Source organism: Salinisphaera aquimarina, assembly GCF_042643355.1.
GTDB lineage: Bacteria > Pseudomonadota > Gammaproteobacteria > Nevskiales > Salinisphaeraceae > Salinisphaera > Salinisphaera aquimarina.
On record NZ_JBHRSS010000003.1, the window covers coordinates 883,377 to 895,457 of the forward strand.

General features: G+C 65.5%; 13 protein-coding genes. 5 read left to right on the plus strand and 8 right to left on the minus strand.

Annotated features, from left to right (window positions below; genetic code table 11):
- Positions 1 to 2: 2 nt before the first annotated feature.
- The 5 genes from ACFOSU_RS07560 to ACFOSU_RS07580 form a co-directional block, all read right to left on the minus strand.
- A complete protein-coding gene (locus ACFOSU_RS07560; RefSeq protein ID WP_380688067.1) occupies positions 3 to 1,400 on the minus strand; it encodes a sodium:solute symporter family protein in 1,398 nt (465 codons plus the stop codon).
- Positions 1,401 to 1,631: 231 nt separating this feature from the next.
- Positions 1,632 to 2,288 (minus strand): amino acid ABC transporter permease, encoded by a 657-nt coding sequence (locus tag ACFOSU_RS07565; protein WP_380688069.1) that lies wholly within the window; start codon positions 2,286 to 2,288, stop codon positions 1,632 to 1,634.
- A complete protein-coding gene (locus tag ACFOSU_RS07570) occupies positions 2,285 to 3,055 on the minus strand; it encodes an amino acid ABC transporter ATP-binding protein (RefSeq protein ID WP_380688071.1) in 771 nt (256 codons plus the stop codon). The genes ACFOSU_RS07565 and ACFOSU_RS07570 overlap by 4 nt, the downstream gene beginning before the upstream one ends.
- A 2-nt stretch (positions 3,056 to 3,057) precedes the next feature.
- The gene (locus ACFOSU_RS07575; RefSeq protein WP_380688073.1) at positions 3,058 to 3,720 is read right to left on the minus strand and encodes an amino acid ABC transporter permease; all 663 of its coding nucleotides are present in this window, start codon (positions 3,718 to 3,720) and stop codon (positions 3,058 to 3,060) included.
- Between the two features lie 114 nt (positions 3,721 to 3,834).
- Positions 3,835 to 4,665 carry a transporter substrate-binding domain-containing protein gene (locus ACFOSU_RS07580; protein WP_380688075.1) on the minus strand — a complete coding sequence of 277 codons (831 nt, stop codon included), beginning with the start codon at positions 4,663 to 4,665 and terminating at the stop codon, positions 3,835 to 3,837.
- Positions 4,666 to 5,012: 347 nt separating this feature from the next.
- Here ACFOSU_RS07580 and ACFOSU_RS07585 point away from each other — a divergent pair, with 347 nt between their 5' ends.
- From ACFOSU_RS07585 to ACFOSU_RS07595, 3 genes are read left to right on the plus strand one after another with little or no spacing between them, the layout of a single operon-like run.
- Positions 5,013 to 6,392, plus strand: a complete 1,380-nt coding sequence (locus ACFOSU_RS07585) for a GntP family permease (protein WP_380688077.1) — start codon at positions 5,013 to 5,015, stop codon at positions 6,390 to 6,392.
- 13 nt (positions 6,393 to 6,405) lie between these two features.
- Complete coding sequence (locus ACFOSU_RS07590) at positions 6,406 to 7,176, plus strand: SDR family oxidoreductase (protein ID WP_380688079.1); 771 nt, start codon at positions 6,406 to 6,408, stop codon at positions 7,174 to 7,176.
- A complete protein-coding gene (locus tag ACFOSU_RS07595) occupies positions 7,173 to 7,709 on the plus strand; it encodes a gluconokinase (protein ID WP_380688081.1) in 537 nt (178 codons plus the stop codon). The genes ACFOSU_RS07590 and ACFOSU_RS07595 overlap by 4 nt, the downstream gene beginning before the upstream one ends.
- A gap of 6 nt (positions 7,710 to 7,715) precedes the next feature.
- Here the strand turns inward: ACFOSU_RS07595 and ACFOSU_RS07600 are convergent, their stop codons facing one another.
- Together ACFOSU_RS07600 and ACFOSU_RS07605 are read right to left on the minus strand one after the other, a co-directional pair.
- On the minus strand, positions 7,716 to 8,885 hold the full coding sequence (locus ACFOSU_RS07600; RefSeq protein WP_380688083.1) for a serine hydrolase domain-containing protein: 1,170 nt from the start codon (positions 8,883 to 8,885) through the stop codon (positions 7,716 to 7,718).
- A 32-nt stretch (positions 8,886 to 8,917) separates the two neighbouring features.
- A complete protein-coding gene (locus ACFOSU_RS07605; protein ID WP_380688085.1) occupies positions 8,918 to 9,421 on the minus strand; it encodes a GNAT family N-acetyltransferase in 504 nt (167 codons plus the stop codon).
- Positions 9,422 to 9,566: 145 nt separating this feature from the next.
- Here ACFOSU_RS07605 and ACFOSU_RS07610 point away from each other — a divergent pair, with 145 nt between their 5' ends.
- Both ACFOSU_RS07610 and ACFOSU_RS07615 read left to right on the plus strand, forming a co-directional pair.
- Positions 9,567 to 10,043, plus strand: a complete 477-nt coding sequence (locus ACFOSU_RS07610; RefSeq protein ID WP_380688087.1) for a YbhB/YbcL family Raf kinase inhibitor-like protein — start codon at positions 9,567 to 9,569, stop codon at positions 10,041 to 10,043.
- A gap of 185 nt (positions 10,044 to 10,228) precedes the next feature.
- Complete coding sequence (locus ACFOSU_RS07615) at positions 10,229 to 11,479, plus strand: dicarboxylate/amino acid:cation symporter (protein WP_380688089.1); 1,251 nt, start codon at positions 10,229 to 10,231, stop codon at positions 11,477 to 11,479.
- Here the strand turns inward: ACFOSU_RS07615 and ACFOSU_RS07620 are convergent, their stop codons facing one another.
- On the minus strand, positions 11,480 to 12,040 hold the full coding sequence (locus ACFOSU_RS07620; RefSeq protein ID WP_380688091.1) for a cob(I)yrinic acid a,c-diamide adenosyltransferase: 561 nt from the start codon (positions 12,038 to 12,040) through the stop codon (positions 11,480 to 11,482).
- Between the last annotated feature and the right edge of the window lie 41 nt (positions 12,041 to 12,081).

The following is a 12,081-nucleotide window of genomic DNA, read 5'->3' on the forward strand; positions in this document are numbered from 1 at the left end:
CCTTACTCCGTTTGCTCGCCGATCAAGGGGGTGCAGCGCTGCTGGGTCAGCAGGCTCACGACGATCAGGGTCAAGACCGACAGCGGCAGCGAAATCAGTACGCTGTTCAACTCCAGCGGCTTGCCGAGCGCGATCTCCCAGATCAGGGTCGCGGCACCGCCCACGAGGATCGACGCCACCCCGCCGGGCACGGTCGCGCCCCGCCAGACCAGCGCCGCAATCAATGCCGGCGTGATGGCCGCGCCGTACATCGTGTAGGAATACATCTGGATCGCCAGTACCGAGGGAAAGAACGTGCCCAGGCAATAGGCGAAAACGCCCAGGGCCACGACCGTGCCCCGATCCACCAGCAGGCGACGCGACTCGGCGATACGGCGCCCGAAGACGTTCACATAGAGGTCGTGCACCAGATTGCCGGCCGAAGAGAGCAGGTAGGAATTGCCGGTCGTGATGATCAGACCGACCGTCGCCGCCAGGATGAAGCCGCCCAGCAGGTCGGGCACACCGCGGGCGCCCAGCACCAGCACCGCGGTATCGGGCTTGATGTCGGGAAAGGCCACTATTGTCGTAGCGACCAGCAGAATGATCAGTGCGTTGATGAGTATCGCGCCGATGAAGAAACCGGCGGCCGAGCGACGGGCGGTGGTGGCGTCGCGTGCCGCCGAGAACCGCTGGTAGATATTCTGATCGCCGAGCAGCAGCAGGAACAGGGGCAGGAAATACCCCAGCAACTGCACCGTGGTCAGACCACCGGTCCAGCTCTGTTTCGCGGCCGGGAGCGCGGCGAACATATCCGACAGCCCGCCGACGTTCATCAATGCGATCGGAAGCGCGATCAGCAGGCTCAGGAAGATGATGATCGAGCTGATGAAGTCGGTATAGGCCACGGAGACGAGGCCGCCGATCATGGCCAGGAAGATCATCACCACCGCGCTGATCAGCGCGCCCTCCCAGACCGGCAGACCGAGCGTGACGTTAAGCGCATAGCCGCCGCCGATGAACTGGTACGACACGATGCCAACATAGGCCAGCAGGATGATCAGGGCCGCCATGCCGCGGGCGAACCGGCCGTAGCGCTTCTCGATGATCTCGGGGATCGTGTAGATCGCCGCCGCCCGGATGCGGTGGGCGAGAAAGAAATACAGGATGAGAATGCCGATCGGGGTACCGGCGAAGAAGAAGATGGCCGCCAGCGGACCATGCTGATAGACGAAACTCGCGCCCCCGATGATGGACCCGGAGCCGATGAACGTTGCGACGAGCGTGCCGATGAGGACCCCGTAGGAGAGGCTGCGTCCCGCAACCATGAAATCGGCGCTGTCCCGGACCCGCGACTTCGCAAAATAAAGACCGAGCACAACCATGATAATCAGGTAGCCGACGATAATTGCAGATTGCATCAGGTCTCCCGGGGCTGGATTGTCCAAAGATCACGGGCCAGTCGAGTATGGTCGAACAAGCAGCCCGGGCACAATTCGTATTGATCGTAACCGACTCTGGCTATTGGTTTAATCCGGTCGCGGGCCTCGGCCGATCCGCTCGACACCCGTGTCTTTGCAGGTTCCCGCAACGATTGGCAGCGCCGCGGAAATGGTTCCGTGCGCTGTAGCGCAATGTCTACAACCCGGCCGTCAGTGCCGTAACGCATAACGCTTCTCGACCTGATCGAGCACGGCCGTGACCAGCGTCACCAGCACCAGATAGATCAGCGCCGCGACCACGAAAATCTGGAAATACAGAAATGTATTCGCCCCGATCATCTTCGCCTGACCCATGAGTTCGGGCACGCTGATGGCAAATGCCACCGAGGTGTACTTCAACTCCAGGATCACTTCGTTGGACCATTGCGGCAGGGCGATGCGCAGGGCCTGGGGCAGTATGATGCTGCGGATGGCCTGGCCGCGGGTCATGCCGATGGCGCGGGCGGCGGCCATCTGGCCGCTGCGAATGGCGCGGATACCGCCGCGGAAATACTCGGCCTGGTAGGCGGCGGTGTTCAGGCCGATGGCAACCATGGCCGCGACCAGCGGCGACAGCACGAGCCCGACTTCGGGCAGGCCGAAATAGACGATGAACATCTGGGCGAGCAGCGGCGTGCCGCGGATCAGTTCGATATAGCCGATGGCCAGCCACCGCAGCGGGGTGTTGCCATAGACACGGCCGACCGCGAGCAGCAGGCCGAGGACGAAGCCGAAGGCCACCGCCACGATCCAGATGATCACCGTGTACTGCAGCCCGTCGAGCAGGGCCGGCAGGTTCTCCCAGGCGAAGACGAAAAACGCGTTCATCGCGCGTCGCGGACGTTGTCTGGCTCGGCGTGCGACAGGCCCTGGATGAATTCGCGGGTGCGCTCGCCCTGCGGATGCTGGAATATCTGTTCGGCCGGGCCTTCCTCGTGAATTCCGCCGTCGACCATGAACAGCACGTCGTCGGCCACCGCTTCGATGAAGGCCATTTCGTGGGAGACGACCACCATGGTCATGCCTTCGCGCACCAGCTCGCGCATCACCCGCAGCACGCCGCCGACCGATTCCGGATCGAGCGCGGAGGTGGGTTCGTCGAAGATCATCAGTTCCGGTTCCATGGCCAGCGCGCGGGCGATGGAAGCGCGCTGCTGCTGGCCGCCGGACAGTTCGGCCGGATAGGCGTCGAGCTTGTCTTCCAGTCCCACGCGGGCCAGTTCACGACGGACGATCGCCTCGGCCTCCGCGCGCGCCATCTTCTTGACCTTGGTCAGGCCGATGGTGACGTTGCGGGCCACGGTCAGATGGGTGAACAGGTTGAAGTCCTGGAACACGAAACCGATCCGCGCGCGCAGCGCGTCGAGCTTCGTGTGGCGGTCGCCGAAACGGATATCGTCGAGCCAGATTTCGCCACCGTCGATGGCTTCCAGCCCGTTTAGACAACGGGCGAGCGTGCTCTTGCCGGCGCCGGACGGACCGATCACGCCCTTGACCTCGCCCTGGCCGAGGGTGAACGACACGTCGTGCAGCACGGTCTTGTCGCCGTAGCGTTTGCACAGGCGCTCGACGCGCATCAGAGGCAGGTTGGGCATGGCTAGCGGGTATCGAAGCCCGGCACGGCCAGACGCCGGTCGAGCTGGGTGAGCGCGAGCGTGGCGGCCAGGCTCAGAAGCAGATAGACGAAGGCGGCCGCGCCGTAGAAAGCCAGCGTATGGCCGTAGTTGTCGGACACCAGATACGAGGCCTGGCGCATGAGCTCGACCACGCCGATGGTGTAGGCCAGCGAGGTGTCCTTGAGCTCGGACAGGGCTTCGTTGCCCCAGGGCCCGATCGCCTGTCGAAACGCCTGCGGCAGAATGATGCTGGCCACCGCCATCGCCCCGCTCATGCCGATCGCTCGTGCGGCAGCCATCTGCCCGGAGGGGATCGACAGGATCGCGCCGCGAAAGATCTGTGACTGGTAGGCCGCCGACCGCAGCCCCAGCGCCAGCGCCGCGGCAGGAAAGGCGCCGATGTCGTAGAAGATGGAGATGCCGTAGTAGAACAGGAACAGCAGCACGATCGCCGGAATGCCGCGAAACAGGCGTTCGACGAGTGTGGCCAGCAGCGGCAGGCCGAGCCGGCCGTAGACCTGGGCCAGTGCGAGCGCCAGACCCACCACGATGCCGATCGCGAGCAGGGCCACGGCGAGCAGCACGGTCACGCCCGCGCCTTCCAGCAGATAGGGCAGGTTGAGCCAGAGGGTCTCGACAATCACCGGAGCCTCCCCGCGGCTGCCCCTTCAGTCGCCCGCAAACGAAACGGACGGCTCATATGAACCCTCCGCCGTGCGATGACAGAACCTGCCTGACGCGGGCCGCCACCGCTGCCGTCAGGAACCGAGCCCCGCAATCGGTGTTTCATAGGAAGGCACGTCCGCCGGCATCTCGGTGGGCACCTTGCCGACGGCCGCGTCCGGCATGTACTTGTGGATGATCTTGGCCCAGTCGCCGGACTCGTACAGTTCGACCACGCCCATGTTGAGGGTCTTGAGCAGGGTGTCGTCGTCGTTCTTGGCAATCCCCAGCGCATAGACCTGGGCCGGATGCGGCGCGATCTGGCCGGCGATACGTATACGCTCGGGATTGTCGCCCACGAACGCGCGCGCGGTGTCGTCGTCCAGGAAGGTCGCGTCCAGGCGGCCGATCAGCAGATCCTGCAGGGCGGTGGTATCGGTGTCGTAGGTATGGATGCTCAGATCCACATCCTGGCCGACCACGTTGTCCTTGAGCCATTCGTAGTTGGTGGTGCCGGTCTGCACACCCACGTTAGACCCGCAGCACAGCGCGGTGATCATGTTGGTATCGGAATCCGCGGGCACCAGCACATCCAGCTTGGTCTCCCACCAGGGCACGGTGAAATCGATCTGCTTGGCGCGCTCGGGCGTGACCGTCAGGCCGGTGACCAGAATATCGATCTTGCCGGCCTTGAGTGCCGGAATGAGCGAGGAGAACGACATCGACTTGAACTTGACGTCGAAGCCCTGCTGCTTGGCGATCGCACGCACGGCGTCGGGCGCGATGCCCACGTATTCGCCGCGCTTGACCGACGCCCACGGCGGGAACGACGGCTCGATGCCGGCGACATAGGTCTGGGCAAGGACCATCAGCGGCAACAGCGTCAGGGCCATCAACGCCATCAGGCGCACCATCATTGTCTTCATTCGTTCCCCCGGGGCGTAATGACAGCAATCGGTGCCGGCGCCATCCCGGGCCCGCGTCGCGATTGCATCAATTCGTGATACAGCTTTCATGCTAGCAAATTCATCGTCGGCGTCGGAGACGGGCCTGCACGGTTCGTGCCGACCGCGGACATGATCAGTGGTAATCCAACGGCCGCCAACGATTCTCCTTGCGGGCCGCCCTCCGACGATCGTCGCATGGGCAAGACCGCGGCCCTCTGGGAGCCTGTGCAGCCTGCAGCCGTTCTACGCGGGCGCGTCGACGCGCCCGGGCCGCAACTATTTTCCGCCGTCGGCCTTGCCGCCGCTGGCCACCGGAGCGCACAACCATGGAAAACTGGTCCCAGACCATGACGGCCGGGCCGCTGCTCGGCATCGCGGTGGTGGCGGTCGCGCTGCTGCTCGTGCTCGTGATCCGCTTCAACGTGCACGCGTTTCTGGCGCTGGCGATGGTGAGCCTGGCCACCGCCTTCGCCACCGGCATTCCGTCGGATTCGATCGTCGATGTGCTGGTCGACAACTTCGGCAGCACGCTGGGCTCGGTGGCGCTGCTGGTGGGCTTTGGCGCCATGCTCGGCAAGCTGGTCGAGCACTCCGGCGGCGCGCGCGTGCTCGCCGAGAAGATGGTGTCGGTGTTCGGCGAGGCGCGGGCACCGTTCGCACTGGGGCTGGCCTCGCTGTTCATGGGCTTTCCCATCTTCTTCGATGCCGGCCTGGTCGTGATGCTGCCGATCATCTTCGCGGTGGCTCGGCGCCTGGACGGCCCGGTGCTGCTCTACGGCCTGCCGGCAGCGGCCGCGTTCTCGGTGATGCATGTGTTCGTGCCGCCGCATCCCGGACCCGTCACCGCGATCGAACTGTACGGTTCCAACCCCGGCCTGGTGCTGCTCACCGGCATCGTGATGGCGTTTCCGCTGTGGTACGTGTCGGGCTATCTATGGGGCCGCTACGCGGCGCGCAAGCATCCGTTCCTGGTCGGCGCCGGGCTGTTCGGCGGCCGCGACGACGACGTGATCCACAACCCGCCGACGGTGGCCACCGTCATCGGCATCCTGTTGCTGCCGCTGGTGCTGATCTTTGCCAACACCAGCCTGCTGTTCGCGGCCTCGCTGGGCTGGGTGGACGACGGCCAGGAATGGTTCAAGCTGCTGGTGCTGGTGGGCAATACGCCGATCGCGCTGCTGATTTCGGTGCTGGTGGCCTCCTACGTGCTCGGCTGGCGGCGCGGCGAACAGGGCAGCGCCCTGGAGAAGATCCTGGATTCCTCGCTCGGGCCGATCTGCTCGGTGGTGCTGATCACCGGCGCCGGTGGCATGTTCGGTGGCGTGCTGCGCGCATCGGGCATCGGCGATGCGCTGGCCGACTCGCTGGGCGATATCGGCCTGCCGCTGATTGTGGCGGCCTATATCGTCGCCGTCGTGATCCGGCTCGCCCAGGGCTCGGCCACAGTCGCGCTGGTCACCGCGGCCGGACTGATGGCGCCGGCGGTGGCCGCGGCCAACATGGCGCCCATGCAGGTCGTGGCCATCACCCTGGCCACAGCCGCGGGCTCGGTGTTCGCCGGGCACGTCAACGACTCCGGCTTCTGGCTGGTCGGCCGGCTCATGGGCATGGATGTGAAGACCACGCTGAAGACCTGGACCGTGCAGCAGGCGCTGGAATCGGTAGTCGCATTCGCGTTGACCTATATCCTGTTCATCCTCTTCTGAGCCGATTGTCCCCATGGCCGATTCACTGTTCGATATCACCGGCAAACTGGCGCTGGTCACCGGCTCCTCGCGCGGGCTGGGCAATGCCCTGGCGACGGGGCTGGCCGAACGCGGCGCGCGTGTGATCCTGCACGGCCGAAATGCCGACACTCTCGCGGTCGTGGCGCGTGCCATGCATGAAGCCACCGGCGCCGAAATCGAGATCGCCTGCTTCGATATCACCGATGCGCAGGCGGTGCGCGAAGGTGTGGCCGCGCTGGTCGAGGCCCACGGCACGCCGGATATCCTGGTCAATAACGCCGGTCTGCAACGGCGCGCGCCGTTCGCCGAGTTCGACCCGGCCGACTGGGACGCGCTCATCGCCACCAATCTGTCCGGCGTGTTCTATGTGGCCAACGCGCTGGCCGCGAAGATGAGCGAACGCGGCTCGGGCAAGATCGTGAACATCGGCTCGGTGCAGTCGATGCTCGCTCGCGAGACCATTGCGCCCTACGCGGCGAGCAAGGGCGGCGTGGCCATGCTCACCCGCGGCATGGCCGCCGACCTGGCCCGCTACGGTCTGCAGATCAACTGCATCTCGCCGGGCTATTTCCAGACCGACATGAATACCGCGCTGTGGCAGGACACGGAATTCGACGCCTGGATCAGAAAACGCACGCCCGCACAGCGCTGGGGCCAGCTCGAGGAACTGGTCGGCACACTCGTGTATCTGTGCAGCGATGCCTCCAACTTCGTCTCCGGCCAGAATATCTTCGTCGACGGCGGCATGACGTCGGTGGTATGAGCACAGCATCGTCAGACGAGGGCCTCGTACCGCCGCGCCGTATTGTCGTCATGGGGGTATCGGGCTGTGGCAAGTCGACGCTGGGCGCGGCCCTCGGCAAGCGGCTGGGCGTGGCCTATGTCGACGGCGATCATTACCACCCGCAGGCCAATATCGACAAGATGGCCGAGGGCACGCCGCTGACCGACATCGACCGTCATGGCTGGCTGGAGACGCTGGCCGAACTCATCGGCGCCAGGCGTACCGCGGACGAATCGCTGCTGATTGGCTGCTCGGCGCTCAAACGGCGCTACCGCGACCAGCTGCGCCAGCACGACCCGGATCTGATCTTCCTGTTCCTGGACGGCAGCTACGAAGTCATCCTCGAGCGCATGCAGGCACGCGCGCATTTCTTCTCGCCGGACATGCTGCGTACCCAGTTCGACACGCTGGAACGGCCCGACGAACGCGAGGCGATCGCGATCCGCATCGACGCCGAGCTGGACGTCGTCGTCGAACACTGCGTAAGCGCGTTGCACCGTCGCATCGCCTGATCGCGGCTAAGAGTCAGCGCACCCGTCGAGCCTCGTGTTGATCGTCGTTTCGAAACGGCGGAAAAGCGCCAGCGCCTCGGGATCGGCAAACGGCAGGATCTGGGTCATGAACAGGCCGCAGCTGGCGCGTGCCCGGTCGATCCAGTAGTAGCTGTTGGCCAGCCCGGCCCAGCCGACGCTGGCCGCACTCCGGCCTTCGGCGCTGCGCTCGGGGTTGATGGCAAAACCCAGTCCCCATTTCTGCGCCATGCCCGGCAGCAGATCGAAATCCCGGGTGATGCGCGGCTGGGCCGAGGTGATCCAGCCGCCACGATAATTACCGATCTGATTCTGCTGCATCGTCTGTACGCTCTCGGGCGCGAGAATCCGCCGGCCTTCGAACACGCCGCCGCCCGCCAGCATGCGCAGAAAACACAGAAAATCGCGGGGCGTGCCGTACAGGCCGCCCCCGCCGGAAACAAACTCCGGGCGCGTGGTCGGCGCCAGCATGGTCATGGGCTCGAGCCGACCGTCCTCGTCGCGCCGGCTCATCGGCGCGCGGCGCGCAGCCTGTGCCGTGTCCAGGGTGAAGCCGGTATCGGCCATGCCCAGCGGCGCGAGGACGTGTTCCTCCAGATAGGTATCCAGCGGCTGACCGCTCGCGGCCTCGATCACCGCGCCCGCCCAGTCGACGCCGATGCCGTAGTGCCAGTCGCTGCCCGGCTCGAACAGCAGCGGCAGATTGTAGGAGGCGCGCGTGCCGCTGCTGCGCGGCGGCAGCCCCGCCTGTTTCACGTAACGACCCAGGGCATCGCTGCCGAAGGCATAGCCGTGACCCGACGTATGGGCGAGCAGATCGCGCAGCGTGATCGCCTGCCGCGCGGGGCGCAGGATCGGGCCGTTGTCGCCGAAGCCTTCGAGAATAACCGGCGCCGCCAGTTCGGGCACCCAGTCGCCGGCCGGAGTGTCGAGCGTGAGCACGCCGCGCTCGACCAGTTGCAGGGCCGCGGTCGCGGTGACCGCCTTGCTCATCGAGGCGAGCCAGAAGATCGAGTTGCAATCGATCCCGCTCGGCTCGGACGCGCCCGCGTACTCGAACAGCACGCCCTTCTCATGCGCGGCCATGGCGGCGGCGCAGGGCAGGCGGTGCGGCGCTTCGACGGCGTCGCTGAGCAGTTTGGTCAGGTTATCCGGCATCGGCGTTCCACGGAGCGAGAGGCGCGCTCATGTTACTCGTGCCGCGGCGCGGCGAGCGTCTTGTACAGGACATGGGCATCGACATGCCCCTCGCGCGGATGACGAAACGCCCCGGGCAGCGTGCCGACGATGGCAAAACCGAGCTTCTGCCAAAGGCGGATCGCGCCGGCGTTGCTGGCCACGACGCAGTTGTACTGCATGGCCGTAAAACCGCGGCGTACCGCCTCGGCCTGGCTGTGCTCGCACAGCGCGCCGGCCACACCGCGCCCGCGCGCTGTCTCGGCCACGATATAGCCGCAGTTGCAGACATGATCACCCGGGCCCGGCTGATTTGCCTTGATGAAATAACTGCCCAGCAGCAGGCCATCCCCGTCGACGACCACGAATGTCGCCGCCGGCTGCCCGACCCAGTAGCGCCGGGCCGCGGCGGCATCGATATCGGTGGCGATCGCATAGGTCTCGCCGGCCCGGAAGACCGGCTCGATGATGGCCCAGAGCCCCGGCCAGTCCGCGTCGGTGGCATGGCGAATATGCATGAGACGATCCATCTTGTGGCGTTTCGCCGACCCGGATGACCGGCGGCGTTCACTGTCGACAAATGGTACAAAAATGGCCGCTGTATTGCCCACACACTACCGCCCCGGGTTACGCTGCACAGGTCATTTCCACCAAGGATTCAGCATGGCATTCGCCCCCACCGAGATGAAACTCGAGAGCAGCGCCTTTTCCGCGCACGGCAAGATCCCGGCCAAGCACAGCGCCGAGGGCGAGAACATCTCGCCGGCCTTGGCCTGGACCAACCCGCCCGAAGGTACTCAGAGCTTCGCCGTGGTCTGCCACGACCCGGACGCCCCGCTGGTGCAGAACGGCATGTACGGTTTCGTGCACTGGGTGCTCTACAACCTGCCGGCCTCGACCACCGAACTCGCCGAGGGCGTGGACACCGGCACGGTCGGCGGCAACGATTTCGGCGAGCAGGGCTACGGCGGCCCCATGCCGCCCGAAGGCCACGGCGTGCATCATTATTATTTCTGGGTTCTGGCATTCGACAAGGCGCTGGATCTGCCCGCCGGCCTGAGCCTGGCCGACCTGCTCGAAAAGACCGAGCCGCACCTGCTGGGCATGGAACGGCTGATCGGCACCTACGAGCGTAACTAGGACTTTGAACCTTGCCGTGCGCGTCTCGGGCGATCCGTTATCGGCGGATCGCCCGGTCTTCGCGTGCCCGAATCAGGACACCGTGCGCCACGAGCCCGTCAGCTGTTCTCCCAACGGTCAGCGAGAGGAGGCAGGGTGCAATCGACTATGCTGGGCCTTATCGTGAATAGCCCTTTCGCCCGGCCATGAAGACACTCTGGCAGCACTACGCCGGCGCCTCGCTGGTCCTCAAGATTTCCATCGCGCTCGTGCTTGGCGTGGTCGTGGGCCTGGTCTTCGGCGATCAGGCGGCGATCCTGGCGCCGCTGGGCGAACTGCTGCTGCGCCTGCTCAAGTTCCTGATCATCCCGATCGTGTTGTGCACGCTCGTCGTGGGCATCAATCAGGGTGAGTTGGGCAGCATGGGGCGCATCGGCCGCAAGATCTTCGGCTATTACGTGCTGACCTCGGCGCTGGCGATCGTCGTCGGCATTGCCGTCGCCACGCTGTTCGCGCCCGGCAGCGGCATGACGCTGGAGGGCGCCGGCGGCTTCGACGTCCCCGCCAACCCGGGCGTGGCGAACGTGCTGCTCTCCATCGTGCCGGACAACATCTTCACCGCGTTCACCCAGCTCAATCTGCTCGGCATCATCTTCACTGCGATGGTGTTCGGGATCGCGCTATTGCTGATGCGCCGCTCCGCCGAGCATCGCAGCGCCGCCGACCATGTATTGACGATGGTGGAAGGCTTCAACGAGGCCACCATGACGATCATGCGCGGCATTCTGCAGTACGTGCCGATCGGCATTTTCGCGATCGTGGCCAAGACTGTCGGCGAGCAAGGCACGGACACGATCTTCTCGCTGGGGCGCATGGTGATCGTGCTCTATATCGCCCTGTTCGTGCACGCCGGGCTGTATATGCTGTTCATGCTGTTGTTTCGCGTACGACCGGGCGCGTTCTTCCGACACGCGCGGACCCCGATCGTCACCGCTTTTGCGACCCAGAGCAGCTCGGGCACGCTGCCGCTCACGCTGGATGCCGCCCGCCGGATGGGGCTGGCCCGGCGCATCTACGGCTTCAGCCTGCCACTGGGCGCAACCGTCAACATGGACGGGGCCGCGATACGGATCGCGATTTCCGCGGTATTTGCCGCGAACGTGGTGGGCACGCCGCTGGATCTGATGCAGATGATCGAGATCGTGGTCATCGGCACGCTCGCCACCATCGGCACCGCCGGAGTACCGGGCGCGGGCATCATCATGATCGCGACCGTGTTCACCCAGATCGGGCTGCCGATCGAGACGGTCGCGCTGCTGACCTCGATCGATGCGCTGGTCGGCATGGGCTGCACGGCGCTCAACGTGACCGGGGATCTCGTGGGTGCGTCGATCATCGACCGCAGCGAGCGCAAGCATGAATGCCCGGCCACCGACGCGGCTCACGAACCCGCGTAGTCAGTCGCGCGAGGTCCAGCCGATATCGGCCACGCCGTTGGCCTGGTTGTCGTAGCGGGCGGCGGTGAACAGATAATCGCTCAGGCGATTGACATAGGTTCGTGCCGGCGCGGGTACGGTTTCGGCCTGATTCAGGCTCTGCAGATGTCGCTCGCAGCGCCGGCAGACGGTGCGTGCCACGTGCAGCTGGCTGGCCGCGCGGGTGCCGCCCGGCAGGATGAAGTTCTTGAGCGGCGTGAGCTCGGCGTCCATGGCATCGATCCAGCCTTCCAGCTGCACGGTGTCGTCGGCTACCAGGCTCGGGATTGGAAAGCCGACCTCATCGGGCCTGGGCACCGCGATCTGCGAGCCAAGCACGAACAGCGTGTTCTGGATCGCGCCCAGCTGCTGCGCCAGCGATGCGGCCGGCTCAAACGCCATAGCCAGGCCGATGACGCTGTTGAGTTCATCCACATCGCCGTAGACGGTCAGGCGCAGATGATCCTTGGGCACGCGGCCCACGCTGAGCAGCTGGCTGCTGCCTTCGTCGCCGGTCCGGGTATAGACCCGCGCTTTCTTCATGCCGGCACCCGCGTGTCTGCGCGCCCCGGCCGCGCCGACCG